This is a genomic window from Neoalteromonas facilis (assembly GCF_002807665.1).
Taxonomy (GTDB): Bacteria; Pseudomonadota; Gammaproteobacteria; order Enterobacterales; family Alteromonadaceae; genus Alteromonas_E; species Alteromonas_E facilis.
Genome location: NZ_PEAY01000004.1, coordinates 185652 through 211398, shown reverse-complemented (window position 1 = coordinate 211398; position 25747 = coordinate 185652). Strand labels below are relative to the sequence as shown.

The 25747-nt window shown below is 44.9% G+C and carries 24 protein-coding genes and 1 tRNA gene; 15 read left to right on the top strand and 10 right to left on the bottom strand.

Annotated features, from left to right (window positions below; genetic code table 11):
* Position 1 precedes the first annotated feature (1 nt).
* Positions 2 to 1507: an Hsp70 family protein gene (locus CSH93_RS12335; RefSeq protein ID WP_100643571.1), complete on the top strand. Its 1506-nt coding sequence runs from the start codon at positions 2 to 4 to the stop codon at positions 1505 to 1507.
* Positions 1508 to 1563: 56 nt separating this feature from the next.
* The gene (gene trxC, locus CSH93_RS12330; protein WP_100643570.1) at positions 1564 to 2001 is read left to right on the top strand and encodes a thioredoxin TrxC; all 438 of its coding nucleotides are present in this window, start codon (positions 1564 to 1566) and stop codon (positions 1999 to 2001) included.
* Between the two features lie 73 nt (positions 2002 to 2074).
* On the opposite strand, the gene CSH93_RS12325 is transcribed toward trxC, so the two are convergent.
* The 5 genes from CSH93_RS12325 to CSH93_RS12305 form a co-directional block, all read right to left on the bottom strand.
* Positions 2075 to 2485, bottom strand: a complete 411-nt coding sequence (locus CSH93_RS12325) for a cupin domain-containing protein (protein WP_205663326.1) — start codon at positions 2483 to 2485, stop codon at positions 2075 to 2077.
* A gap of 54 nt (positions 2486 to 2539) precedes the next feature.
* Positions 2540 to 2950, bottom strand: coding sequence for a GNAT family N-acetyltransferase (locus tag CSH93_RS12320; protein ID WP_164078362.1), 411 nt, complete (start codon positions 2948 to 2950; stop codon positions 2540 to 2542).
* Positions 2951 to 3041: 91 nt separating this feature from the next.
* The gene (locus tag CSH93_RS12315) at positions 3042 to 3842 is read right to left on the bottom strand and encodes an alpha/beta hydrolase (protein ID WP_240615595.1); all 801 of its coding nucleotides are present in this window, start codon (positions 3840 to 3842) and stop codon (positions 3042 to 3044) included.
* A gap of 230 nt (positions 3843 to 4072) precedes the next feature.
* Positions 4073 to 4528, bottom strand: coding sequence for a GNAT family N-acetyltransferase (locus tag CSH93_RS12310; protein ID WP_100643569.1), 456 nt, complete (start codon positions 4526 to 4528; stop codon positions 4073 to 4075).
* A 163-nt stretch (positions 4529 to 4691) separates the two neighbouring features.
* Positions 4692 to 5057 (bottom strand): hypothetical protein, encoded by a 366-nt coding sequence (locus tag CSH93_RS12305; protein ID WP_100643568.1) that lies wholly within the window; start codon positions 5055 to 5057, stop codon positions 4692 to 4694.
* Between the two features lie 401 nt (positions 5058 to 5458).
* Between CSH93_RS12305 and CSH93_RS12300 the strand changes: the two genes are divergently transcribed.
* Both CSH93_RS12300 and CSH93_RS12295 read left to right on the top strand, forming a co-directional pair.
* Positions 5459 to 6607, top strand: coding sequence for a patatin-like phospholipase family protein (locus CSH93_RS12300; protein WP_100643567.1), 1149 nt, complete (start codon positions 5459 to 5461; stop codon positions 6605 to 6607).
* A 128-nt stretch (positions 6608 to 6735) separates the two neighbouring features.
* A complete protein-coding gene (locus CSH93_RS12295) occupies positions 6736 to 7143 on the top strand; it encodes a hypothetical protein (RefSeq protein WP_100643566.1) in 408 nt (135 codons plus the stop codon).
* Between the two features lie 295 nt (positions 7144 to 7438).
* On the opposite strand, the gene CSH93_RS12290 is transcribed toward CSH93_RS12295, so the two are convergent.
* Entirely contained in the window at positions 7439 to 8896 is a 1458-nt protein-coding gene (locus tag CSH93_RS12290) for a serine hydrolase domain-containing protein (protein ID WP_100643565.1), read from the bottom strand.
* A gap of 151 nt (positions 8897 to 9047) precedes the next feature.
* Between CSH93_RS12290 and CSH93_RS12285 the strand changes: the two genes are divergently transcribed.
* From CSH93_RS12285 to CSH93_RS17930, 3 genes are all read left to right on the top strand, one after another.
* Positions 9048 to 11084: a winged helix-turn-helix domain-containing protein gene (locus CSH93_RS12285; RefSeq protein ID WP_100643564.1), complete on the top strand. Its 2037-nt coding sequence runs from the start codon at positions 9048 to 9050 to the stop codon at positions 11082 to 11084.
* A gap of 68 nt (positions 11085 to 11152) precedes the next feature.
* On the top strand, positions 11153 to 12274 hold the full coding sequence (locus CSH93_RS12280) for a serine hydrolase domain-containing protein (RefSeq protein WP_100643563.1): 1122 nt from the start codon (positions 11153 to 11155) through the stop codon (positions 12272 to 12274).
* 55 nt (positions 12275 to 12329) lie between these two features.
* Positions 12330 to 12488 carry a hypothetical protein gene (locus CSH93_RS17930; protein WP_164078361.1) on the top strand — a complete coding sequence of 53 codons (159 nt, stop codon included), beginning with the start codon at positions 12330 to 12332 and terminating at the stop codon, positions 12486 to 12488.
* A gap of 340 nt (positions 12489 to 12828) precedes the next feature.
* On the opposite strand, the gene CSH93_RS12270 is transcribed toward CSH93_RS17930, so the two are convergent.
* From CSH93_RS12270 to mutY, 3 genes are all read right to left on the bottom strand, one after another.
* Positions 12829 to 12904 (bottom strand) — tRNA-Phe (locus CSH93_RS12270).
* Between the two features lie 109 nt (positions 12905 to 13013).
* Positions 13014 to 13286: an oxidative damage protection protein gene (locus tag CSH93_RS12265; protein WP_100643561.1), complete on the bottom strand. Its 273-nt coding sequence runs from the start codon at positions 13284 to 13286 to the stop codon at positions 13014 to 13016.
* Between the two features lie 16 nt (positions 13287 to 13302).
* Positions 13303 to 14361 (bottom strand): A/G-specific adenine glycosylase, encoded by a 1059-nt coding sequence (gene mutY / locus CSH93_RS12260; protein WP_205663324.1) that lies wholly within the window; start codon positions 14359 to 14361, stop codon positions 13303 to 13305.
* 71 nt (positions 14362 to 14432) lie between these two features.
* Between mutY and CSH93_RS12255 the strand changes: the two genes are divergently transcribed.
* The 6 genes from CSH93_RS12255 to arcA all read left to right on the top strand — a co-directional run bounded on the left by CSH93_RS12255 (position 14433) and on the right by arcA (position 21314).
* Positions 14433 to 15134, top strand: a complete 702-nt coding sequence (locus CSH93_RS12255; RefSeq protein WP_100643560.1) for an alpha/beta fold hydrolase — start codon at positions 14433 to 14435, stop codon at positions 15132 to 15134.
* 81 nt (positions 15135 to 15215) lie between these two features.
* Positions 15216 to 15935 (top strand): tRNA (guanosine(46)-N7)-methyltransferase TrmB, encoded by a 720-nt coding sequence (gene trmB, locus CSH93_RS12250; protein WP_100643559.1) that lies wholly within the window; start codon positions 15216 to 15218, stop codon positions 15933 to 15935.
* Positions 15935 to 16951, top strand: coding sequence for a methyltransferase (locus CSH93_RS12245; RefSeq protein ID WP_100643558.1), 1017 nt, complete (start codon positions 15935 to 15937; stop codon positions 16949 to 16951). Before trmB ends, CSH93_RS12245 begins: the two co-directional genes overlap by 1 nt.
* A 59-nt stretch (positions 16952 to 17010) precedes the next feature.
* Positions 17011 to 18447 (top strand): glycogen synthase GlgA, encoded by a 1437-nt coding sequence (glgA, locus tag CSH93_RS12240; protein ID WP_100643557.1) that lies wholly within the window; start codon positions 17011 to 17013, stop codon positions 18445 to 18447.
* A gap of 410 nt (positions 18448 to 18857) precedes the next feature.
* Complete coding sequence (locus CSH93_RS12230; RefSeq protein WP_100643555.1) at positions 18858 to 20537, top strand: sensor histidine kinase; 1680 nt, start codon at positions 18858 to 18860, stop codon at positions 20535 to 20537.
* 69 nt (positions 20538 to 20606) lie between these two features.
* Positions 20607 to 21314 carry a two-component system response regulator ArcA gene (gene arcA, locus CSH93_RS12225; RefSeq protein ID WP_100643554.1) on the top strand — a complete coding sequence of 236 codons (708 nt, stop codon included), beginning with the start codon at positions 20607 to 20609 and terminating at the stop codon, positions 21312 to 21314.
* Positions 21315 to 21329: 15 nt separating this feature from the next.
* Here the strand turns inward: arcA and pmbA are convergent, their stop codons facing one another.
* Complete coding sequence (pmbA, locus tag CSH93_RS12220; RefSeq protein WP_100643553.1) at positions 21330 to 22661, bottom strand: metalloprotease PmbA; 1332 nt, start codon at positions 22659 to 22661, stop codon at positions 21330 to 21332.
* 72 nt (positions 22662 to 22733) lie between these two features.
* On the opposite strand from pmbA, the gene yjgA reads away from it, so the two are divergent.
* Both yjgA and CSH93_RS12210 read left to right on the top strand, forming a co-directional pair.
* Positions 22734 to 23279, top strand: a complete 546-nt coding sequence (gene yjgA, locus CSH93_RS12215; RefSeq protein WP_100643552.1) for a ribosome biogenesis factor YjgA — start codon at positions 22734 to 22736, stop codon at positions 23277 to 23279.
* Positions 23280 to 23283: 4 nt separating this feature from the next.
* Complete coding sequence (locus CSH93_RS12210) at positions 23284 to 25716, top strand: Ig-like domain-containing protein (protein ID WP_100643551.1); 2433 nt, start codon at positions 23284 to 23286, stop codon at positions 25714 to 25716.
* Positions 25717 to 25747 lie beyond the last annotated feature (31 nt).

Sequence of the window (25747 nt, the reverse complement as noted above, 5' to 3'; positions counted from 1 at the left end):
CATGGCAGCAATTGGTATCGATTATGGCACCTCGAACTCAGAAGTAGTCTACTTCGACGGACGTCATCATCAGCATATAAAACTCGACCCTTTAGTTGAGAACAGCAACAAAATTCGCTCATCAATCTTCATTTATTATGAGGATGAATTACCGATCCCCCCTGCCGACGCAATTGAAGCCAAAGTAAGCCAGATCCAGCGGGTCATTGGCGAACAAATCGAAAAAGCCAAGCAAGGCTACTACGAAGCGCAAGATCCCAATGAGCAACAAGTTTATAGCGACCGGATTGATGATCTGCGCGGTCAATTTCATGACCGTCCTGCGCTTCAACGACGAGCCATACAGCTATTATTAAAAGATATGACAGTGCAACAATTGTCATTGCAACAATTGGTTGAAACGGGTCAGTTTGCCTTTGGCGAGGAAGGCTTTAGACGCTTTCTTAAGATGCCTGACAAGGGCCGTTTAATTTATTCGCCTAAAAACTTCCTCGGAGCCTCACTGGAAGGTAGTCAAAAAACAGCATTTGTCGGCATGATTGCCAAACAACTGGCTTATTTCAAACAATGTGCTGAACAACAGTTAAACAAAGTGGTGACCCGCGCGGTAATTGGTAGACCGGTAAAATTCCACGGTACACGTGGCGAAGCTGGTAACAATCAGGCAATCGACATTATGTCTCAAGCTGCACGATTAGCGGGTTTTGAAAATGTGGACTTCCTCGAGGAGCCTATCGCCGCAGCCTATGAAATTGAACGCTCCTTAGATCGACTTACTACCGCGCTTGTTGTGGATATTGGTGGTGGGACTACGGATATTTGTTGCATTAATTTATCGCCAGAAAAGAATGCGCATGTCGACCGACAGCAAGATGTGTTGTCGGTAACGGGCAAACGACTTGGCGGCATGGAGTGCGATAAAAGTTTGGTATTAAAGGCATTGGCTCCCCACATGGGAATGGGCTTACAAATGCAAAACGGCTTACCGGTACCGCCTACTTATTTTTCAGACATGTGTGCAGTTGATGATATTCCCAAATTAACCCGTTTCTTCTCAGACGATTACGGCTTAGAAATTGCGCAAACAATGTCGATAACTAAAGAGCCGCGACAGCTAGAGCGCTTATTGATTATTCAAGAAGAAAAGCTCTCTGCGCGCGTTGTAAACTCTGCCAGGTTAGCGAAGGAATTACTCTCTAGTAAAGACGACATTACCCTACCATTGCATTACATTGAGCCTGATTTCGATGTTTCGATTAGCACTCAAACGCTACAGAAATCAATGCAATCGTGGTTAAGTAAAGTAAAAGGCTTAATTGAAGAATGCTTAGCGAATAGCAGTAATCCGCCGGAAGTCGTGATGATAACGGGAGGGATGAGCCTCTCTCCAATCGTCCGAAATGCATTGTGTGAGAGCCTGCTTGCTAACTTGCCATTACTCGAAAACGATGCCTTCAATTCAGTTTGCGAAGGGCTGGCAATTCAGGCGGCGAAACTCAATAATTGAACGAGCACGCGACCGGGTCACCACCAAGCGTCAGTTAGTAAAAAGGAAAGGTTAGTATGAATATTGTTTGTCCACATTGCGGCGCGATTAATCGCATACCTGAAGATAAGTCACATACAGATGCATCTTGTGGCAAGTGCAAACAAGCCGTGCATACGTTTACCCCCGTCGAGCTGAGTGACTCAACATTCAATCGCTATATCGAAAAGAACGATTTACCCATTTTGGTCGACTACTGGGCAAGTTGGTGTGGTCCATGTCAGGTGATGGGGCCTGTGTTTGCCAAAGTCGCATCCGAAACCGAAGCGCTGTTATTTGCCAAAGTAAATACTGAGCATGCACAACAGGTATCCGCTGCAGCCGGTATTCGCAGCATTCCAACACTTGTATTGTTTTATGGCGGTAAAGAGGTAAACCGAGTGTCAGGTGCCTTATCCGAGCCACAATTAAGGGCGTGGATTGTTCAGTCGATCCAAGAGTTGATGCAATCTTAAAAACTGTAAGATTGGCCCGTTTGCTGCCATCGGTTAGGTCGTTTGGCTCATTCGATATGCTAATACAACAAGGCTATTCAACAATAACGCGCTCCGGCTTACCTTCTTCATGAACACGAAACACTAGCAGCGTGACACCCTCATCGCCGGTCACTGCGGTGTGAATTTGTTTTAATGGAATGCTGGCTAATTCTCCAGCCTGGAGCAATCTGTCTTCTAGGCCTTGTTGCCACAGCGTAACACTGCCTTCCAAAACATAAGCAAACTCTTCGCCTGGATGCCAGTGTTTGGATAAACTGGTGTTCGCAGGGATCTGCACCTTACTGACGACAACTTCGGTATTCGCTACACCTTTTAATTTTTGTTTCAGCAAACTTTCCAATACTGGGCCCGCAGCGGATCCCTGAGCTACCCCATGTATAGAAAAGCTAGCCAAGAAAAGCACACACAGGGTAGGTAAACCAAATCTTCGCATTGCGTTCATGTTTTTTCCTCAAATTGTTATGCGTAGTCGTGTCCAAATTGAACAGTGTAGCCGCTATAAAAATTTACACATACCTAAACCGAGCGTTTTACCGTCACGCTCTATAAAGCCAAAACGCCGATAAAATTCCTCTTTGCCTTGGGCAGATAATAGGCCGACCGTAGCGGCCTGTTGGCAGGTTGCGTCAAGGTAACGCTCAATTGCTGACATGATCTGTTGACCCAAACCACGCTGCTGATAAGACGGGTGGACAATAACGTCCTGTATATAAAAATACATCGCCCCGTCACCTATTACTCGGCCTGTTGCAACCAATTGTGCGCCTGAATAGATAGTTATCCAAAACAGCGAAGCATCGATGCTCGCCTGCAGTACGATATCCTCAGGATTATCCCAACCTACCAATTTACGTAGCGCCGCAAACTCAACGCAAGTTGGTGCAACCTCTTTTATGATGAATGACATTTAGGTCAATAAAGCCTCTTTTCACGCATATCGATTGTTCTCACTCAACCACATTGGTGAGTTAAATTCTTTGGCTGACGCCAAACCTAAACTACATACCTACTGAATGTTGGTATTTGTTAAGTCCGGTTAGCGCGTTGAAAAGTCCCGCAGCCATAGTGAGATCATGTTGCACATGATCAAACTTGTCGAATTGCAAAGTTAAATCCAGATTCCGGTTTCTCAACAGCGTTTTAGCAAGAGAATCGTAAACCTCACGCATTTCACCGTTTTCACTGCCAATATCCATATACAGAAAGTTTTGAATAGGCTCATCAGAGACGACATATTCTTCAGTTGCTATGGCCGTCTCACGCGCTCCCCACCATACAGCGGGGCTAAACGCCATGTGAGCTTGAAATAGTTCGGGACGACTATGAAAGCTATGAACCACCAGTAACCCCGCGACTGAATGACCCGCAATCACATTAAACTCATTGGTTCTGTATTGGCCGTCGATATGCGGAATTAGCACATTTTCCATATAGTCGAGAAATCTATCCCCACCGCCACCTTCACCCACAGGCCCTCTGGGATCGAGGTTTACCGTCGGGGCAAAATCCCGCAGACGATTTTCGCTCGCGATACCAACAATGATGTGCTCTTTCGCACCGGATGATGCATGCAAACGATGAAGCATGCGATACACTAACTCAGCATTTAAATCACCATCGAGAACATACAAAACGGGGTACCGTTCAGTGCCGTTAATTTTATAAGATGCTGGTAAAGCAACGTTAACTTTCGGTGTTTCCGTGACAATTTGAGCGGGTTCAGGACTGATTGATTTAAATGTTGCCGCTTGCACCACAACGCATGAGAAAAACAACATCAAGGCAACAAGTGTTTTCAAGAGTAAATCCTTTTAGGTATTGGAAATTAAAGTGCGACTTAGTCAACGACTTAAATAGAGGCCCCCACTTCAGGAGGAAACTAATATAAAGCAATATTTATCAAATAGTTAAATATATTTCTGATCAGGAGCTAATATCCTTAGAAAAGTACTTCCCTTCAAATGTCATGCCCTTTGCCACATAAAACCTATGCGCATCAACTCAGGTTTTCTATAAAGAGCTAACGTTTTCAAATTAACTTAGTGAAGAAGCGGCTGTACGGGTCCAGTTTATATTCAGCGAAAGGGCCACATTCAACAAAACCAAATCGCTTGTATAGCGCAATAGCCGGTTTAAACGCTTCATGACTGCCCGTTTCTAAACTCACTGAGGTATAACCTCGCGCTTTGGCTTCCGCTATAAGATGCACTAACAAACTCGCGGCAACGCCTTGGCGTAAAAAAGCATCTGCAGTTTTCATCGACTTCAATTCAGCGGCGTTTGACGACAATACTTTGAGAGCACCACATCCCGCTAGCTCGCCACCGATTCTCACTGACCAAAAGGTAACGTTAGGATCGTTTAGCTTGTCAAAGTCAATGGCATGAACACTTTCTGCAGGTGAATATTGATGCATCGCTTCCAAATGCTGATTGAGCAGAGCGATTACTTTTCCATCAGTTAAATCATCAATACTGATATCCATTTACACGATCCCTTTTGCTTGAATGACCTTTACTGACGCGCTTGAAAGTGCGAAATGCCTATGGTGTGTCGGTCAAAAACGAAAACCGTAAAGCACGAATCAAATTCAGGGGTGTATGTTAGGCTGTTTCAATTTAAGCTGCACGTTAAATTGAAACTACTCTCTAGGTATTAGAGTGAAGCCAATTTTCAGCGTCTTCAAGAGACATAAAGATAGCGCCCATAACAGGCAGCATTTCTTCACATAGATTCTTTTGCATCGTGTTAGCTACGACGATTGCCAGGGAAAGGCAGCCGTTTTGTTGTAGGTGTTGCCACATCATCGCAATCTTTTTCATCGCTTCTGGAGAAGCTAAGGTCTCATCGTCCCAAACCTCTATTACTCTATAAGGACGCCCATCTCGGGAGCCGATTTGCTTCATATATTCTTGGTAAACTTCATTCACGCCTTCGTAATTGAAAGGGCCAAACGCGTGAAGATATAACACATCACCGCGCCATAAGAAGTCTGCGTGACCATGACTTTGCATGAAGTCCTCGTGGATAACTCAAAGTTGCGTGTTAATTCTAAACTAGAACACCGTTACGTAGCGTCCTAATTCTATAGTAGTTCAGTATTTATACTTTGTCTGCGCGCTTTAAACACTGAGCGAAAAATTCTTAAGAAGCTGGTTAGTATTTATGGGCCATTCCCTAAGCCCAGCTTAAGTAACACGTCTTACCTTTATTATATTCAAATGCTCTACTATGCTGATGGCGTATAAGCCTATAAGGTTAAATCGCATCGATATGTTGTTTCGAAGCCGAACGAGCAGAAATTTTATCTATGAACATTTGCACATGTTCTTCGGCGTATATCTAACCTTAATGGCCCTTGCTTTCCCTCATTATCCACGTCAATTGATCTGGCTTTTTAAACGTGGAGACCTCAATGGAAAATAATGCACTGATATTATCTGGCGGCGGCGCTCGTGCAGCCTATCAGGTCGGTGTACTGTTGGCGGTATCAGACATCCTGCCTCACTTGAGAAATCCTTTTAAGATCATATCGGGTACATCGGCCGGTGCGATTAATGCCGCAGCACTTGCTGCTCACCCTGGTTCCTTTCGCTTTGCCGCGCACGACTTAGCCGATACATGGCGGAATATTGAGTTTGAACATGTGATAAAAACCAGTTGGGGCGAGCTGACATTAGGTACATTACGCGTGATCACCTCATTGTTCACTCAGGGTTATCACGACCGAGCACCATTGGCGTTATTGGACAACAGTCCTCTGCGTGATTTGTTGAGCAGTGTGGTGCAATTTAACAATATTCAACAGCGCATCAATCAGGGAAAACTCCGCGCACTTTGCATCACCGCACTAGGCTACAATTCAGGAGAATCAGTTAGCTTCTTTCAAGGGCACCCATCATTGCGTGGCTGGCGACGATATCGCAGAGTAGGCGCTCCGATGCCCATCACAGTGGATCATTTGATGGCTTCGTCCGCCATTCCGATAGTCTTTCCTACAGTTAAATTAAGTAAGGAGTATTTTGGCGATGGTGCAATGAGACAAATAGCCCCCATTAGTTCTGCCTTACATCTAGGCGCCGAGCGACTTTTTATTATCGGGGTATCAGGCAACAGAACCGCCGGACCATGGGGACATAGCGGTAAATTTGCACCTCCACGTCATGCGCCTTCGTTAGCTCAGATAGTCGGTCAGTTATTCAATAGTGCCTTTATCGATACCATAGAAGGTGACATTGAACACATGGAACGAATAAATGAATTACTTGCTCTGATCAATGAAGAACGACTCGATGAAACCGGTCGTTTGCGTAAAGTGGATAGCTTAATTATTTCACCAAGCAAGCGTCTTGACCTTATTGCTCGGCGCCGTATCAGAAGCTTACCCAACTCACTCCGGTTTTTTATGGGCTGCACCGGCGCGTCAGTCAAAGGCGGAGGCGCTTCAGCTGCGAGCTATCTAATGTTTACTCATGCCTATTGTGACGAGTTAATGGAACTTGGCTATCAAGATGCGATGCAAAATAAAGACAAGATCGAACACTTCTTCAGTATCGAGAAATAACCCCATCATTGGGATGATGAATATTGGCGGTTCTAACACACTGCTTTCTCCACAACTCACTGATCCATTGTGGCGTTATTGGTCTATATTATATTTCAATAAGCAACCAATAGAGCCAAAGTAGCAGTATGGAATTCATAGCGCACGGTGACGTGCGAGCGGTTTATGATAGTGAGCATCGTATTTTGAGTGTTTATATCGACGGTGCTGTAAATATTGAATTCTTCGACAACTATGAACGCGTAGTCGGGCCTGTGCGCGAGACCATTGATGCCCCGACTTGGGCTAGCATGATCATCGTGAAGGGTCCGGGCGTTATCCCAGAGGGTTCGTTGGTAAAAATAAAAGAAACGTTGCGCGGCTCAACTCAAAAAGGGTTGATTGTTAGTGCCTACGTCTATGGTGAAGTTGAAGCCCCACATTTGTTCAAAGAGCATATCCTATCTCAACATACCGACTCCGGCGTCAACATTGAATTCTTTGAAGATATCGAAAGCGCCAAAGCCTGGTTGATAGATTACCTAGTCGGTAAATAGCCCCTGCACTACATCAAATTCATGGGGCACAGGCACAAAAAGATAGTCGCAATGCGCGATTTTTTAATCCCGTAATCTGCCCGTTAGGGAACTCAAATAAGAACTCGAGGGAAAATACTAATACCGACCATGTCTATACAGCAGCCCTTCTCTACTATGCTTGATTCGGCAAGTTACTAGGGGATGAAAATCACGCTCAATACAGGCAGGACAACACCATTAAATATCATTTTCGTCTCTATCTGTGGCTGAGCTGATAGGGAGGACATACCTCACTATCAGCAATCCAGATAACTCAATTCACAGTCCGAGATTGAACTTTTCTGCCAGACTGATTGTAAAGTGAGATAACGGGTGTATCAGAGGAAGTATCAAAATTCACCTCCAAACCACTGTCTGTGTGTAGGTATGCGTGATTTCCTTTAATCGCAAGAAGTGGGTAAACATCTCCATTCGGAAATACAATCGCCATACCATCGGCTTTTGTCGTAGCAATTACCTTCACGCTCAACCCCGCCTCAAACTGATATGTTCCAATAAACCTTGCTTGTTCTTTGGGATTAGGCGTTCGACGTTGATATGAGGTTATTTTGTAATCCGGCCAATGGTGTACGTCAGATGCCGCTCTCAACATTTCCAGTCCAACACTAAAACCTGCATCAGAATTTGTCATGAAAACTGCGCCTTTGCCTGTATTGGGGTACATGATTAAAAAACACCGATAGCCGAAAGTGCCGCCAGCATGTTTGAACAAAAACTCTTCATTTTCGCCGTTGATCACAAAAGTCATTGCTGGATGCCCCCCAAATTGAGCCGCTAGGTCCTGCTCCGGTAGGACTTTGGTCAACATTTCGTGCGCAGAAGCTTTCGATAACAGCTTACTATTTCCATTAAAAGCATTAGTCATTTCTAGCGCCAGCTTTGCTAAATCACTAGGTGTAGACCACAAGCCAGCAGCAGCCTGCTCAGGATGGCGTCGCCATCCGCCTTCAATTTGACTGCCTTTTGAATCATGCCCCATAGCTGTTTGAACCCCTGGCTTATTAGGGTGCTCCATTGCAAATGAGCTATTTTTCATTTGCAATGTCGACAACACCCACTCATCCATAATGCTTTCAAAAGGTCGATCAAATACATCGCTTAATGCAATTTCAGCCAACGTATATCCTGCGCCCGAATATAGGACTTGAGTGTTTGGTATGGCTTCGATTTCTGTTGCTGGATTAGTCGCAGGCCCTTGCCCGAGAAACGTTTGAACATCAGAGGGTATTGGGCTGTTATTAACATACCCCTGATACCCTCCACCGGTTAGTCCAGAAGTATGATCTAACAAGTTCTTAAATGAAATTTTTGCATCGATGGTAAATTCAGTTTCGGGCAATGTTAGCGACGTTAAATACTGGTTTATATCTTTATTTATATTGATTATGGATTCGTCTTTCATCCGCATAACACCAAATGCTGTGACCGGTTTGGCGATAGATGCGGCCTGAAAAGCAGTATCGACAGTAACTTTTTCTTCTGAGGTTGCTGAAGTAGTGCCATAAGCTTGTGCCCAAGCAATTTCACCCTTTTCAATTAATGCAAAACTAATAGCAGGGACTTTGTAGTGGGCAAGTCTTTCGTATACAGAATAGGTTTCTATCGATTCATTCTCAAACGCAACAGGGGCACGCAACCCATTTTCTATCGCATCTTGACTGGCGAAGATCTGAAAACTGACCAGCGCCAATAGTAATCCAACATTTTTCATAGTGTCTCTTTCTCAACTCTTAAAGTAGAAGCGTAAAGACTATTTATGTACCGAATTTAGACATGATTTTTAGATGACTTTTTGTGACCTTTGATGATTTAGCCCTTTGCATGTGCTAATTTTCCCTCAATTAAATCCGAGATAGTTATCAATGCGCTGGCAAATAGAAGACTTTGTTTTTTGTGATCAACAACAAACATTAACTCGCAGCGAAAATGAGCAGTCTTTGGAGCCAATTCTTGTTGAGTTGTTGTCTCACTTTTGTCAGCACCCCGATGTTATTTTGAGCAGAGACGAACTCATTACTGCAGTATGGCTAGGTCGCACTGTAACCGACAGTGCCGTCAACCGCGCCATTACCAAGCTCCGCAAACATTTTGGAGACAGTCTTAAAGCCCCAAGATTTATCGCTACTTTCCCTAAAAAGGGATACAAGTTTGTAGCGAATGTTCAACCCATCACGGCTGAGCAAGACCTGAGTGAGTCTAAACCTAAAAAACGTAAGCGTCCTTTTCTAATATATATTGCCTTGGTTGTTCCCCTGTTTGTTGCTGTGCTCTTTCTCTGGTATCAGCCAACAGGTAAAGAATCGACTGTGATGACAGAGTTAAAGCCGCTGACGAGTGCATTAGGTCAAGAGTCACATCCTCGCATTTCTCCTAATCAACAATATCTAACGTATTCAGAATTAAGTGATGGAATAATGCGGCTTTACGTTAAGCAACTGTCCAATAGCGCCAAAATAGAAGTTAGACCTGTTGACGATGATGAAGCCTGGATCGGTCCAGCAAGTTGGAATAAAGCGGGCGACAAATTAGTTTATTTAGTGGCGAAGCAGGGATACTGTCGATATTACCTTCAGTCATTCAACGACATGGTATTGGGTGACGCTGAGCTGATATACAATTGCGCTGCCGGTAGTTTTGGAAAAATTGCATTTACTCACAATGACGATGTCCTCATTTTCGCAGAACGGGCCAATTCGCAATTGCCTTATGAATTATTTGAATACAACTTAACAACTGAAAAGCGTCGGAAAATCAATCAGCCACCACTTTTCTTAGGTGGAAACTTGTCATTTGATTTACATCCAACACAAAACAAGTTGCTAGTTTCCTCACCGACTAAGGAGCTTTGGCTAGGCTTTTATTCAGTGGATTTAGACACAAATGCAATGAGTCTTTTGTTTGAGTTGGATGCTTATATTTGTTGCGGTATCTGGAACCATTCTGGTGATCGTGTTGTATTGATGGGTGAGCATCCTGCGGTACAGTTAGTAAGTTATGATTTGAACGGACAAGACAGACAAGTAGTGTTTGCAGGCTCTCAGCGGCTATATGCACCAGAGCGCCATCCCAATGGAGAAGACTATTTATTCCCTGTGGGCAAAGGAAATCTTGATATTGGGCTATTTCTGTTCTCATCCGGTCAACCCTTTAATGTTGCGAACAGTTCAGTGGATGACAGATTAGCTACCGTAAGTCCCGCAGAAGACAAAATCGCCTATATCGGATTATCAAGTGGTACAGAAGAATTATGGCTGGCGGATTTGTCTGGTAATAATCATCGCAAGATAAGCCAGTTTAATGACCAGAGGCATTTTCTTGATTTAGCATTTTCACCGGGCGGCAAAAAGCTTGCAGGCCTTACCCTCAATGAAATTCATATAATAGATTTAGAAACATACACACATCGAAAACTCAAAATTCCGCAAACTGAAATAAGGTCTGTGTCGTTTAAGGATGAGCAAACGATCTACTACAGTGTAAAGCAAGACAATGAGTGGGTAGTTAAAAATTACAACCTTGAAACTGACGAGGCCAATAGCATCGGAGGCCATTGGCAATTTGTTCGATTTGAGAATAATGACAGCAATACACTATGGCTTGATAGGCTAGGCAATTTATACCAAGGAAGTGATCAAATCCCCATTTCAATACCCAGGGCAGAGAACCTAAATATAATGACGGGAGCTAGATTTAACCTAAGAAAACTGGAAGACAATTGGTATTGGCAACGTTGGCACAATGACCATTACCAACTACTTAAAACGGACGAGCATGGGCATACATCCCAAATTACTCAAAACAGCAGCCCCAATTTTGATGTGTTTTCCAAAGGTGTTTTGTTTCACTCATTAGAAAGTCGCGAAACAGACATCGTTCGAACCAAAAATGCAACCAATTGACCGAGCATTATCTGAAGCATAAAAGATAGGGCAGGGTTGCAACTCACGCACACATTTTATTCCTTTCCATGAATACAAACCGTGACTTTATGCTTTTAAACTTTGGTGGAAGAGTTTGCGACACATTTAAATCAGCAACTACTGGCAACCTTCTAACTTTGAAAACAACACTACTATATATATTTTTTATATTTTCTGCTGAAGCTGCCATGGCCCAGAGCAACGGTGAGCTGGCGTCTATCTCTAAGCGAATATCAGGTCATGAGTACCCTCACATATTGGGAGCAAAGTTGTCTATTGGCGAAAGCCCTGAAACGCTTCTTATAGCCCTAAAGGATTCGCACAATGCAAATAAACCTGTAGATATCCGCTCTGCAACCAAGAGTATTACTGCGTTATTATTTGGTGTTAGTGAAGCATTTGATACGGAATCATTGCTTCGTACGCCGGTATCCCTTTTTCTGCCCCAATATTTTTCAAGTTCATCAATAGCTGTCGATGTACAAAAAACATCTATTACCGTGCACGATTTACTTACAATGCGCTCAGGGTTGGCGTGCAATGATTGGGTTTCAGCCTCTGTAGGGCATGAAGATAAGATGTATCAAAGTCACGACTGGATTGGCTTTTGGTCTTCAAAACCGGTTGCTTTTGAACCAGGTGAGCATTTTAATTACTGCACCGGCAATGTAATTGCTTTGGGAGAAATAATCACCTCCCAGACAGAGATGCCAGTCCCCGTATTTGCCGACAAGTATTTATTTTCTAAAATGGGAATTGAAGATATTCACTGGGAGACGACCCCCAAAGGGCGCACAGATACCGGAGGGCACCTGAAGATGCGCTTAAGCGACCTACACAAAATAGGTTTACTGGTGTTAAATAAAGGGCGTTGGCACGGAAAGCAAATTGTTAGCGAAAAGTGGATTGCAAAAATTACCGCTGTACAGACCCCTGTGCCCGAACGGAGAGAGCAATATGGCATGTTGTGGTGGTCAATGTATGTGCCTAACGGAACTGATACTGTGCATATGATCTATGCTCATGGTAACGGCGGTAACTTTATAATTATCATTCCTGAAATTGCCTTGGTTGCCACTTTTATAGGTAATGCATTTAATTCCATTGAGCAGTTTGCTCCACTAAAACTGCTTGTAAATGAAATTTTACCTCAACTTTCAAAGCGCTGATTGGAAGCGCAACGATCGAAAATACACTTTTAACAGCACGTATGTGGAGGCGGATATGAAGTTAGGTTTTTCGTTTCTTTTTGCGTTGGCATGCGCAGTAACCAGATGGATGTTGGGTTCTATTGACGGCCTAGGGATTTGGACGGTAATGATTGGCGCTGTGGGTGTTATGGCAGTTATTGGTAATTGCAATACTGGCTCTTTCAACAATTAATGGTGATATGCGAATTCAGGGGAGCACTGCACAGCTATTAATGGCCTGGGTTTTTACAGGGTTAGCTGGTTTAGGAGTATGCACCACCTGTTTTAGCGATTTGAGGGCATGTAAAAAAGTTAAGGGCAGCGAAGATAATTAAATCAATTAATTATTATAGCCGGCATCGACACGCTGAGCGTGGCGGATTCCAGACACAAAAAAACCTGCTAAAAAGCAGGCTTTCTGAATAATGGTGCCCAGAGGCGGGATCGCAACTCACGGTAACCGGCATCGACACGCTGAGCGTGGCGGATTCCAGACACAAAAAAACCTGCTAAAAAGCAGGCTTTCTGAATAATGGTGCCCAGAGGCGGGATCGAACCACCGACACGCGGATTTTCAATCCGCTGCTCTACCAACTGAGCTATCTGGGCGTGGGTGCGTATTAAACGGATTTCGTACCCTCAAGTCAACAGCTTTTTGCATTGATTTGTGCAATTGGCTAAACAATCACCGTTTTTACTTCAATTATTCACCGAATGCTTACTTTTGCGGCGGTACATAACCTTCGATGGCGGGTTCTATGCCTTCAAATAAGTAAGCCACCATGGTTTTTTCAAGAAATTTGCGTGATTCAGGCTCCATCATATTCAGCTTATGCTCGTTAATCAGCATCGTTTGCTTTTGTTGCCATTCTGCCCAAGCCTGCTTCGAAATATTTTCAAAGATGCGTTTCCCGACTTCGCCTGGGTAAAGTTGAAAATCCATCCCTTCAGCGTCTTGCTTTAAAAATTGACAATATATTTGTCTGCTCATAAAGGTCTCTATTACGTTAACTTGTGACTAGGATATCAGTTTTTATAGCTTTCACGATACGTTCAGTCGGTGCAGACACCCCCACATTGGGTGGATCTTGTATATCAAACCACAGCGTGGGTTGATCATTAACTTGATAACTCACTTGGCGCCCTACATTTACCAATACTGGGTGGATATCAAGATGGAAGTGGCTGAAAGTATGACGAAATGAAGCCAATGTTTGCTGCATGACATCAAGCGGATCACCAAATCGTTTTTTCATACTTGCACTCAACGAGTCTATATCAGTAAACTCTTCAAATCCCCACAAGCCGCCCCAGATACCGCTAGGTGGGCGCTGATGCATCAGCACACTGCCATGCAAAAACGGAATCGCTAATACTACAGATTTCTCCGGCAGGGCTTTTTTAGGCTTCTTCCCCGGCAGTTCTTGCTGACGCCCCTGCACATATGCCAAACAGCCTTGTTGTAAGGGGCAAGACTCACACTTTGGGTTTGAGCGAGTACACAATGTCGCGCCGAGATCCATCATCGCTTGGGTATAATGGTGATTACGCGCTTGCGGTAAAACCTCTTCTGCATAAGCCCAAAGCTGATTGGCAACCGCAGGAGCCCCTGGCCACCCATCAACAGCAAAATAGCGCGCTAGCACGCGTTTTACATTGCCATCTAAAATCGCATGGGGCTGCCGCTCTGCGATGGATAAAATAGCGCCAGCGGTTGATCTCCCGATCCCCGGCAAACTGACAACATCGTCAAACGACGTGGGAAACTTACCCTCAAACTGTTCGAGTATTACGTTTGCAGCTTTATGTAAATTACGTGCTCTCGCGTAGTACCCAAGCCCTGTCCATAAATGTAACACTTCATCGATAGGCGCCTTTGCTAAATCAGTAACCGAAGGGAAACGCTGCATAAAGCGTTCAAAATAGGGGATCACGGTAGCAACTTGCGTTTGCTGCAACATGATCTCAGACACCCATACACGATAAGCAGATATCGATTGTTGCCACGGTAAATGTTTACGCCCGTGAATATCAAACCACGTCAGCACTTTTTCCGAAAACGTCATAACACTCGTAAAGTTCAAGTCTTTATCTCTATTCGCGTATAATACCAATAAAGTTCACTCAATGACCTATCATGTACGCAATAACTGAACCCACCTTGTTTTTGCCCGGCACCCTGTGTGATGAAAGAATTTGGCTACCGGTGTGGCAGCACATGCAGTTTTCCCCTGGGACTCGGCAGTATGTTCCGTTGCAATGGGCAAACGATTTAGAACAAATGTTAACGTTAACCCATGATCGCATTGGCTACTTCGACAACGCCGTTCACCTTGTAGGGTATTCTATGGGGGGGTACGTAGCCGCGCTAGCTGCGCTTGAGAGCAAAAGCGTGGCCTCTGTTACGCTAATTGGATACAACCCTTGCGGGTTGAGTGCTGCAGAAACATCAACGCGCAAAGCCATAATTAGCGCAATAGACAATGGCCGCTATCAGGGTATGACTCGCGCTCGCCTAAGTAGCTACTTCACGCCAGAAGAATTAAAAAATGACGCGCTAACTCAAACAGTAATGAAAATGTCGAATGATTTAGGTGGTGCAACGTTGAAACATCAAATGATGGCTACCACGCCACGCGAGGACCTACGGAAACGCCTGCAGCGCTTGTCTATTCCTATCCGCTTTATATGTGCCCAAGCCGACAGTATCGCGCCTGCTGATGACATTAAGACCTTAGCCGCATCGATGCAAAATGCTACTTATCACCGCCTAGAGAATACAGCGCACATGATGATGCTTACCCGGCCCAGTGAATGTGCTGCATTAATTGCGAATTAATTTACTCACTTCGCATCGCAGGATTTGCATTCATCCGCTAACCTAGGATAATGCCGCGCAAATGCAGTAAGGGTCATTGTTATGGGGCAATTTAAGAATCAAGCCGAAGCAGAAGCTGCTGGCGTATATATCAGTAAAGTAAAAAGCTACGTGAAGCGTGAAGGCCGTTTAACTAAAGGTCAGGCACGAGCGTTAGAAAAGTGCTGGCCTACTATGGGTTTAACCATCGATGATGGCGTACTCAATTTTGCTGACGTATTCGGTAATGACAATCCTGTCGTGTTAGAAATTGGATTCGGCATGGGGGCATCGTTAGTTGAAATGGCCGCAGCAGCCCCTAACCTCAACTTTGTTGGTATAGAAGTACACCGCCCAGGCGTTGGTGCGTGTTTAAGCAGTGCTGATGAAGCTGGCGTAACAAACTTACGTGTGTTTGAGCGCGATGCGGTCGAGGTACTCGACAAATGCGTAAAAGATAACAGCTTAGACCGCCTTCAATTGTATTTTCCCGATCCTTGGCACAAAAAACGTCACCACAAACGTCGTATTGTGCAACCGGAATTCGTGCAGAAATTACGCAACAAAATCGCTATCGGTGGCACATTTCACATGGCGACCGATTGGGAGCCATACGCAGAGCATATGTTAGAAGTTATGCAGCAGGCGGAGGGCTTCAAGAACACGGCAGCCACTAATGACTACGTGCCAAGACCAGACTACAGACCTATTACTAAATTTGAAACACGTGGCCAGCGATTAGGCCACGGTGTTTGGGATCTCATTTTCGAGCGAACTGAATAATGCTTAGTGGTGCCGACCAACTCCTGATACGCAACGAACAGCTTTTTGCTGAGGGTAACTGGGTATTTATCAATCCCAGTGACGGTGATGTGTTTGACGCATTACAAAGTAACAATATTGATGGTTTCCACCAATATTACACCCACTTTCAGCGCTGTGAGGGTAAAGGACGGCATCAATCATTCGGCACACACGTAGCGGCAACGCAAGACTTATACGACGGTGCCGTGATCTACTTGCCACAATCCAAACCCCAAGCAAACTTCCTTATTGATAATGCCAGAAGCGTAGTCAAGGCCGGTGGTACCATTGCCATTGTAGGCGGTAACGACAGTGGAATAAAAAGTGTCGGAAAGCGTTTAAAGCAAACGTTTGGTGAAGCGCAAAAATATGATGCCGCTCGCCACTGCGCAATTTGGCTAGTTGAAAACCCAACACAATTTGCTTTTAACTTGAACAAATACCTAAAAGTGAACACTTACTCACTAAAAGAACTATCTTGGCAGGTTGCAAGTTTACCCGGGGTGTTTAGTGCGGATGGGTTAGATCCTGGTACCGAGTTGTTACTCTCGTCTTTGCCTACTATTACCGGTAAGACCTGCCTTGATTTTGCCTGTGGTGCAGGCGTTGTCGGCAGTTATTTGAATCTTCGACAACCTCAACTCAAAGTGTACTATTCCGATATCAATGCGCTTGCCTTGTATTGCTGCGAACACACTTTACGATTGAATAATCTTGAAGGTGAAGTCATTGCATCAAATGGATTGAATCAATGGCAACGCGATTTCGACAACATTGTCTCAAACCCGCCTTTTCACAGCGGAAAAGAAACTGACTACAGCATCACGGAACAATTTATTCGCAATGCAAAAGACAAGTTATCTCGCCAAGGCCATTTATTTATTGTCGCGAATCGGTTTTTACCCTACCCCGAACTCATCGACCAAAACTTCAATCGGCAACCTGATTGCCAGCGCTCGAACAAGTTTAGTGTGTACCACGCGATTAAAAAGTGAGTTTGATTTCATAAAAGCTTCGCTTAACATGCACATAAAGTAGAGGATTGAGTTTAACCATGCGCATCGCATTTGCTGTTTCTGAAGTAGAAGATCTAGTTAAAACGGGTGGCCTAGCTGATGTTGGTAAAGCGCTGCCTATGGCGCTTAAACAACTTGGCCACGATGTTCGAATTGTTATGCCGTTGTATAAAAGCATCGCGGCTCAAGCGAGTCTATCCGATGCATGCTTACCGCTAGCGATACACAATGGCAACGAGACCATTACCTTAGGGGTTAAGCAACTAACCCTCCACGGCGTTACAGTATATTTACTTGATGCGCCTGACTATTTCATGCGCGATGGTTTATACACCGATGGTTACGATGAATTTCCTGACAACGGGCAACGTTTTGCGTTCTTTTCACAAGCCGTGCTGGTCGCCCTGAGCCACTTAGGGTTTATCCCAGATATTTTACATTGTAACGATTGGCACACCGGGTTGCTGCCTGCGCTAATGAGAAAGAACAGTGACCCTTCATTGGTTGAAGAATTTGCTAATACGCGCTCCGTATTGACCATCCACAACGCTGCTTTTCAGGGGGTATTTGCTGCAACGTCTGTTCCTATCCTTCGAAATATAGCGGATCAATTACCAGCGGACTCTGGAGGCTACTTCAACTTTTTGCAAACCGGTCTCCAGTACAGTGATAGCATTACTTCTGTCAGCCCCAATTATGCAAAAGAATTGCTAACTGACCTAGGCAGTCATGGCTTATCCGGCGTATTAAGACCTCGGGCAACTCGGCTGTACGGTGTGTTAAATGGCTGTGACTACAGTCAATGGGATCCATCAACCGATCAGTTTATTGAGCATCATTTCAATGCTGATGATATGGCGGGTAAGCGTCAATGCAAGGCTACATTGCAGTCCTTTGCCAAGCTCCCGAAAAAAGCAAAAGTACCACTTATTGGTATGGTTTGCCGTTTAACCACTCAGAAAGGATTTGGCTATATCATGCCAATTCTAGAACGCTTGTTAGCTCACCAAGTTCAATTAGTGATTGTCGGAACAGGTGACCCAACAGTAGTCGAGCAGCTCAAACATTTAAGCCAGCGTTACAACAAGAAATTCACTTTTATTCATGGATTCAGCAATCAGTATGCACACTGGGTAGAAGCCGGGTGTGACTTCTTTTTGATGCCGTCCGAGTTTGAGCCCTGTGGCTTAAATCAAATGTACAGCCTTGCCTACGGAACTTTGCCCATCGTGCGAGCTGTAGGCGGATTAAAAGATACTGTTGTTGATGCTGAAGAATGCCCCGAGAGCGCTACCGGATTTGCGTTCCATACGCCTCAACCACAAGCTTTACTCGACTGCATAAGACGGGCGCTATTGAGCTATTACGAAGATCCCAAAACATTTGCAACCATGCAGCATCGCGCCATGCATACACGCTTTACGTGGGAAAGAGCGGCGCAAGAGTACGTTGAAATATACGAGCACACACGATGAATATCAGGATCCCATCTCTTTACTTTTGTTCGCTATTACTGAGCTCACATGCATTCGCACAAACACCTGCGCAATGTATTGAGAATCCTCAAAGGGAATATACGTGCGAGCGTACAATTGTTAAAAAGACCGATCCGAATTACGTGGCAAACGGAAAGATTTTAACACCCACGATTTGCGTTTGTGTGTCCGATTTTGAACCCTTAATCGGGGGCCAAAGTGACGACAAAACAAAAGAGCAAGCACTGATATGGCTTGAGGATTGGTCACTTACCCAACAGGATCTTCTCCAACTTCTTCGATATTAGCCTCATCGTAAAAACAAACTGTGCAGTTAATTGTTGGCGAATTGGTGAGTGCTTGCTAAAGTGAACAAATAATCGGCATTGTTTTTTAAGGCATGTTCTGGAATGGCTGACCATTCAAATCGACTTTCAATCAAGTTTTTATTTGTTGCAATGGTGTTATTTGTAACGCTTGTAACGGTTGGTAGTGCGATAGCCGAGAAGATTTTTTCCAGTAATGAATTCCATCAATTAGAACGCAATCAGAAAATTAAAAGTGTTGCTTCTCTTATTTCCCGCGAAGTTGTCCTGTTAGAAAAAGTCTATCGAGATGATATTCGTGGCTGGCCTGAAGATATTTTGTCTCACCTGTCGGAGATACCCTCAATTTTAACCGTGCATGTTTACTTAAACCCAATCGCAGTTAATGAAGGCCCTTTAGACAACGACAGCATCCAAGCGACCTATGATCGCATTGGGCAACCCCAAATCCCTAAACGCACATCCAAAGATCTCGCTCGATTAATTCAACCTAGAACGTTCGAATACGGCACTGAATACATGCACCCAATAACGAGTGAAACGGGTGAGATTGGGTTGTTATATATCCGTTTAAGTGATGAAGATTATCAAGAGTTTTTGTCTGAAAGCTTGATCCGTTCGTTGATACTCGCTACCTGCATTTTAATATTCGCTGCATTTTTGGCCTGGCGATTTGAACGTGTCATCAGTGAACCCATTGGTGAGTTAGTGCAATTTTTGCGTCGAGTGGCACGTTCAGGAGACTATGAACAAAGAGCTGGCGCTGATACAACAGCCGATACTGCCGAACTCAGTGATGCGCTAAACAACCTTCTCAAACGCATGCAAGGTTACATCGAAAGAAACCAATCTATGGAGCAAGAGTATCAATCACTCAATGCAGGTCTTGAGGAAATGGTGAGCCAGCGTACAACCGCACTAAAAGAAGCCAACCAAGAATTGATACAAACGTTAGAAAAACTGCACCAGTTCCAGCGTCAGATTGTACAAAACGAAAAAATGGCGTCATTGGGTGACATGGTCGCAGGGGTTGCCCATGAGGTTAATACGCCGATCGGATTGGGTGTTACGGCTTCAACTATGATGCTCGACCGTTTAAAAAGCCTCAAAGATGACTTTGAGAATAAAAATCTTAAAGCCAGTGCGATGCAGAAGTTCATCAATGAAGGCGAAGAAAATCTCAATATTATTTACCGCAACCTTAACCGCGCAGCAGAACTTATTTCTAGCTTTAAGCAAGTCGCTGTTGACCAATCCAGTGAAACCAGCCGCGTATTCGTGCTTGAGCAACTAATCGACGAAATTTTATTGTCGTTACGCCCGCGCCTGAAAAAGCTCAAACATCACATTAATGTAGAGTGCGATTCTGAACTGTGTATCGAGTCTAAAGCTGGCCCTATCAATCAAATTCTGATCAACTTGATCATGAACTCAATCCTGCACGGCTTTGAAGATATTGAGGAAGGCAATATTACGCTTACCGCGACCATTTCTGGCAAGCGCAATCTTCACCTTGTGTACATAGATGACGGTAAAGGCATACCCGATGACCTGCGTAAGCGTATTTTTGACCCCTTCGTTACCACTAAACGTGGACAAGGTGGATCAGGCTTAGGTATGCACTTGGTATACAACTTAGTGACTCAAGCGTTAAATGGCTCAATTACCGTTGAAAGTAAACCCGGCGAAGGCGTTAAATTTGATATAATATTCCCGGTTAAAATCACCCAAGCCAATAAGGTACTCACTGGGCGATATGAATAACTTGAATTTCGCAGATTAATCCTTACTCTGTGAAGATGAAGTAAATACTTGGTTAGAATGGTAAAAAAAATGCAAACGCCAAATATATTGATTGTTGAAGATGAAGTCGTAACGAGAACAACTTTAAAGAGCTTGTTCGAAGCAGAAGGATACAATGTATTCGAAGCTGAAAATGGCGATCAGATGCACGACTACTTTACAAATCATCCAATCAATTTGGTGATCATGGATATCAATTTGCCCGGTAAAAACGGATTGATCTTGGCGCGTGAAGTGCGAGACAGAAAGAATGTAGGTTTGATATTCCTGACCGGTAGAGACAACGATGTCGATCGTATTCTTGGATTAGAAATTGGCGCTGACGATTATCTCACCAAGCCTTTTAACCCAAGAGAACTGACAATCCGCGCGCGCAATTTATTATCTCGCACTACCAGTGCTTCTGATGATGATGACCTACCTAGCCGTGTAAGCTTCAACGGCTGGACGCTGGACGGTGATAGCCGCTCATTAGTGTCACCAAATGGCAAAGAATTCCGTCTTCCTCGCAGTGAATTCAGAGCCTTACACCTGTTTTTGAGCAATCCCGGTAAGATCCTCACCCGAGAGCAACTGATTATGGAAATGACGGGCCGTGAATTACGCCCCAATGACCGCACCGTGGATGTAACTATTCGACGTATCCGTAAACACTTTGAATCTGATCCAGGTGAAGTAGAATTGATTGTCACCATTCATGGTGAAGGTTACCGTTTCTGCGGCAGTGTGGATGCCTAATCGAAAAGTGGCTGGTTAGTTACCAGCCACATTCATCTCTCCGACCAATATAGACCCCGTCGTAATTGCACCACGACCTTCTTGTTCCGCGCCAATCGCGACAATATTTGCAAACATATCTTCTAGCGAACCGGCAATGGTGATTTCATGAACGGGGTATTGAATTACACCGTTCTCTACCCAGAACCCGGCTGCGCCGCGAGAATAGTCACCGGTCACTATATTTACACCCTGCCCCATTAACTCTGTGACTAGAAGGCCAGTCCCCATATTTTTCAACAATTCTTCATCCGACTGGCCTGTATGACTGACGAGCCAATTGTGGATCCCACCCGCATGGCCGTTAGATTGTAATCCCAGTTTGCGTGCTGAATAGGTCGTTAACAAATAATCTTGCAACACACCATCTGTGACAATATCAGCGTCTAAAGTTGTAACGCCTTCATGATCAAAGGGAGAACTGGCAAGTCCTGCAGCAATGTGTGGGCGTTCTTGAATTGACAACCAATTTGGAAATAGCTGTTTCCCTTTGCTATCGAGTAAAAACGAAGACTTGCGATACAGGCTTCCTCCGCTAATGGCACTGACAAAATGCCCGAACAATCCACTGGCAATATCGCGATGGAACAACACCGGGACCTTAGCGGTTCCAATTTTACGTGCCCCCAATCGACTGATCGTATGCTCAGCGGCCTCACGACCCACTTGCGCAGGGGTATGTAACAAATCGGCTTTACGGTTTACGGTGAAACTGTAGTCTCGCTGCATATCACCGTCTTTCTCGCCAATCACGACACAACTTAAACTGTAACGACTACTGGGATAGCCTGCGAGAATGCCATGCGTATTCCCATAGACTCGTAAGCCTAAATTCGCATTATAAGAAGCGCCATCTGAGTTGGTTATTTTACTGTCGTACTCAAGCGCGGCCTGCTCCGCTTCAAGTGCATACTGCAACGCCTGCTCAGTATCCAAGGCTTGCGGATGATACAAATCACAATCTGGAATGTCTTTCGCGATCAAGGCTTCATCGGCAATACCTGCGCATGGATCTTCGCTGGTATATTTTGCAATATCGACAGCCTTCTCAACGGTCTGACGTAACGCGTCAGCACTTAAATCGGCGGTTGATGCGCTGCCTTTGCACTGACCTACATAAACCGATATTCCCAACCCGCCATCATTGTTAAATTCGACGTTTTCTACTTCACCTAAACGGGCTGAAACTGCGATACCTTCAACCCGAGACATACTCGCTTCCGCGTGGGTTGCGCCTTTTTGCACAGCTAGCGCTAATGCATCTGCGACTTTTGCTTTTATTTCATCTAATTGTTGTTCTATTTGCATATTCAAGTTTCACTACCCACTGGCGGTACACCACGTTACAATCAGAGTAAGTGTATCATTAAAGAGTTACAAATGACTGCCTCAAACATGGATTCCAATGAAGACTGGTTTGCCGACGATAATTGGCAAGACGAGCAGGAAAAAAGTAAATCGCAGTTAAAGCGTGAAGCCGAAGCAAAGCAAAAGTTAGCGTTAACCTTGGTAGACATGAGTGACGCCCATTTAGCCAAGATGCCGCTCGACGATGAACTACTGGACGCCATTACGCTGGCACGCAAAATCAATCGTAAGAAAGATGGCTTTCGTCGCCAACTGCAGTTCCTCGGCAAGCTCATGAGAATGCGCGACACTTCACCGATAGAGCAAGCGGTAAGCTTACTCACCAGCAAACACCAACAAGCGAACGCGCACTTTCACTACCTTGAAACGTTGCGTGATCGAATTGTTAAGCAAGGCGATAAAGCAATTAATCCTTTAGTTGATGAACATCCCGAACTGGAGCGTCAGAAGCTACGCCAGTTACAACGCAAAGCCGCGAAAGAGCTTAAAGAACAAAAGCCGCCCGCAGCAGCACGCGAATTGTTTAAATACCTCAAAGAATTCATACAAGAGCAATAACAATATGACGTCATACCGCTACCTACTCATCAGTCTCGTAACCCTTTTATTAGCCGCATGCAATGGTAGTTCAGGTGAAAATGGGGAAGCCCCATTTGATGATAATTATACGCCCCCTGAGCCCGTTGTTGCGTTAGTACTTGAAGTTTTAGATGCAAATTGTGCAGCCATTAGCGTGAACAGCTTTGCCGCTGATGAAACGGCGTGTATACAAGCCACTTTGACCGAAGATGGCGTTCCTCTCGGTAACCAAATAATTGAATTCACCAGCGCCATTGGGGTGCTGGATATTGAATCTAAAGTCACTAATCAAAGCGGTATTGCACAAGTATTTCTGAGTGCACAAGACGGTCTTTTAGGCGCGGGCAGTGTGTCTGCGAGTTACTCCACATTACAAGATCAAGCCGCAATTGAATTCGTTGCGAGTGATAACAACAGCAGTGCGCCAGCAACACTGTCTCTGACAATGTTTAATCAGGTTGGCGATTCTACGCTGCGTTTTAAAGCCGATCAGCAAGTCCGCTTGCAGGCTATGTTGCTGAGTGCTGATGGCGCTCCTGTCGAAAATGAAATCCTAACCTTTAGTGTTACTCGCGGGAATTTGGCGATCACAGACGTGCTAACAAACGCACAAGGAATGGCTGAGGTGGTATTAACAGCGGAGACAGACAACATCGGTGCAGGTATCGCCACCGTTACCATTTTTGGTGATGACACTGACTCGCTGGTCAATACGCTTAACTACGAAATCCAATCTGTCGATGCAGTAGAACAAGATGTTGTCAGGATTGGTTATTTTGAAAACGATGTGTTTTTCGAAGACGTGCTGGGCGTTACCGGTGCTAGTAGTGAACAAGACATCGTCATCGGTGCTGGTGCTACATTGGGGTTACTCGTAGGGTTAGCTGATGCTGACGATAACCCGATAGTGGGAAGCACACCGATAACCTTCTCTTCAAGTTGTGTCACCGATGGAAAAGCCACAATAGATGAGAACGTCGCCACCGTAAATGGCCGCGCAAGCTCAACCTATGAGGATATTAATTGTGCCAGCGGTGCCGGCAATGACGATATTATTACCGCGACAGTATTGGTGAACAACACGCCACTAACGATATCTCGCAGTATTGAACTATTGCCAGAGTCCATCGGCTCTATTGAGTTTGTTACGGCAGAACCAAGTTCCATAGTACTTCAAGGGACAGGCGGGCAGGGCAGCGCCTCGGTGTCTACGGTAACCTTTCAGGTCAATGGAGAGTTGGGCAATCCGCTAGCACAGAAAGCGGTACAATTTGAACTCAGTACAACGGTTGGTGGCTTAAGTTTATCCCCCGCTGAAGGGTTAACCAATTCCCAAGGACAAGTGAGCACGCGTGTTACGGCAGGTAACGTACCCACGGCTGTCCGTGTGTCTGCCAGCACCACAACTGCGGACAACACGGTTATTTCAACACAGTCCGACATTCTAACCGTCAATACAGGATTGCCAGACCAAAATAGTTTTTCGTTATCTACTAGCAACCCGAATCCAGAAGCCGCAAGCATAAATGGCCAGCAAGTGACCGTCACTGCGTATTTAGCCGACGCATTTAATAATCCCGTGCCTGACGGTACAGCGGTATCTTTCACCACCGAAGGTGGTCAGATCCAACCCAGTTGTACCACGTTAAATGGCAGTTGTTCTGTTGAATGGACAAGCGCAGACCCTCGCGTAGATGATCACCGTGTGACCGTCTTGGCCACTGCTATTGGTCACGAAACACTGTACGACAGTAATGGCAATAATGTGTATGACGATGAGGACGGCGGGGCACTCAATTTAGGTGGAGACAGCGGTTTTGGCTTGCCTTCATCCAACACCACCGGCTTTGCAGATATTTCCGAAGCGTGGCGCGATGATAATGAAAACGATAGTTACGATGCAGTTGAAGTTTTCCTCGATTACGATGGCAACGGCACCTTTAGCCAAGCCAATGCGGCATTTGATGGGCCTCAATGTCAGGCCAATAACTGCGGAGCCAATGGTCTTCATGTAAGACGCGCTTTGGTTATGATCATGGCATCATCAAACGCGTTAATCAGCGTGCTCGAGAACAATGTAGAGTTGGTGAACAATTACGGTGGCGGCAGTAATAGCCCAGTATTGAACATTGCAAGAGGCGAAAGCGCGAGCTTTACGTTGCGCGTGAGGGATACTGCAGAACAAACAATGCCGTCTGATACGAGCGTACTAGTTGAAACCAGTAGCGGCAGCGTCGCTGGTCAAACGGATATAAGCATCAACAAAAATAATCGTGCCGGCGGTAGCAGTTTAGAATTTGTTTTAACCAACGACCTTACCGTTGACGACGACCCAATAAATGCGACGGTGAGCATAACGGTCACCTCACCAAGTGGGGTGGTCTCGGGCCTGACAATGATCGTCCGACTACTTTAACAAGCCAAATAGAAAGGGCGCTCATCTAGCG

Excerpts from the sequence above, each read along its gene's own strand:
- CSH93_RS12335 (WP_100643571.1), top strand. The coding sequence starts at position 2 with ATGGCAGCAATTGGTATCGATTATGGCACCTCGAACTCAGAAGTAGTC.
- trxC (WP_100643570.1), top strand. The coding sequence starts at position 1,564 with ATGAATATTGTTTGTCCACATTGCGGCGCGATTAATCGCATACCTGAA.
- CSH93_RS12325 (WP_205663326.1), bottom strand. The coding sequence starts at position 2,485 with ATGAACGCAATGCGAAGATTTGGTTTACCTACCCTGTGTGTGCTTTTC.
- CSH93_RS12320 (WP_164078362.1), bottom strand. The coding sequence starts at position 2,950 with ATGTCATTCATCATAAAAGAGGTTGCACCAACTTGCGTTGAGTTTGCG.
- CSH93_RS12310 (WP_100643569.1), bottom strand. The coding sequence starts at position 4,528 with ATGGATATCAGTATTGATGATTTAACTGATGGAAAAGTAATCGCTCTG.
- CSH93_RS12305 (WP_100643568.1), bottom strand. The coding sequence starts at position 5,057 with ATGCAAAGTCATGGTCACGCAGACTTCTTATGGCGCGGTGATGTGTTA.
- CSH93_RS12300 (WP_100643567.1), top strand. The coding sequence starts at position 5,459 with ATGGAAAATAATGCACTGATATTATCTGGCGGCGGCGCTCGTGCAGCC.
- CSH93_RS12295 (WP_100643566.1), top strand. The coding sequence starts at position 6,736 with ATGGAATTCATAGCGCACGGTGACGTGCGAGCGGTTTATGATAGTGAG.
- CSH93_RS12290 (WP_100643565.1), bottom strand. The coding sequence starts at position 8,896 with ATGAAAAATGTTGGATTACTATTGGCGCTGGTCAGTTTTCAGATCTTC.
- CSH93_RS12285 (WP_100643564.1), top strand. The coding sequence starts at position 9,048 with ATGCGCTGGCAAATAGAAGACTTTGTTTTTTGTGATCAACAACAAACA.
- CSH93_RS12280 (WP_100643563.1), top strand. The coding sequence starts at position 11,153 with ATGAATACAAACCGTGACTTTATGCTTTTAAACTTTGGTGGAAGAGTT.
- CSH93_RS17930 (WP_164078361.1), top strand. The coding sequence starts at position 12,330 with ATGAAGTTAGGTTTTTCGTTTCTTTTTGCGTTGGCATGCGCAGTAACC.
- CSH93_RS12265 (WP_100643561.1), bottom strand. The coding sequence starts at position 13,286 with ATGAGCAGACAAATATATTGTCAATTTTTAAAGCAAGACGCTGAAGGG.
- mutY (WP_205663324.1), bottom strand. The coding sequence starts at position 14,361 with ATGACGTTTTCGGAAAAAGTGCTGACGTGGTTTGATATTCACGGGCGT.
- CSH93_RS12255 (WP_100643560.1), top strand. The coding sequence starts at position 14,433 with ATGTACGCAATAACTGAACCCACCTTGTTTTTGCCCGGCACCCTGTGT.
- trmB (WP_100643559.1), top strand. The coding sequence starts at position 15,216 with ATGGGGCAATTTAAGAATCAAGCCGAAGCAGAAGCTGCTGGCGTATAT.
- CSH93_RS12245 (WP_100643558.1), top strand. The coding sequence starts at position 15,935 with ATGCTTAGTGGTGCCGACCAACTCCTGATACGCAACGAACAGCTTTTT.
- glgA (WP_100643557.1), top strand. The coding sequence starts at position 17,011 with ATGCGCATCGCATTTGCTGTTTCTGAAGTAGAAGATCTAGTTAAAACG.
- CSH93_RS12230 (WP_100643555.1), top strand. The coding sequence starts at position 18,858 with ATGGCTGACCATTCAAATCGACTTTCAATCAAGTTTTTATTTGTTGCA.
- arcA (WP_100643554.1), top strand. The coding sequence starts at position 20,607 with ATGCAAACGCCAAATATATTGATTGTTGAAGATGAAGTCGTAACGAGA.
- pmbA (WP_100643553.1), bottom strand. The coding sequence starts at position 22,661 with ATGCAAATAGAACAACAATTAGATGAAATAAAAGCAAAAGTCGCAGAT.
- yjgA (WP_100643552.1), top strand. The coding sequence starts at position 22,734 with ATGACTGCCTCAAACATGGATTCCAATGAAGACTGGTTTGCCGACGAT.
- CSH93_RS12210 (WP_100643551.1), top strand. The coding sequence starts at position 23,284 with ATGACGTCATACCGCTACCTACTCATCAGTCTCGTAACCCTTTTATTA.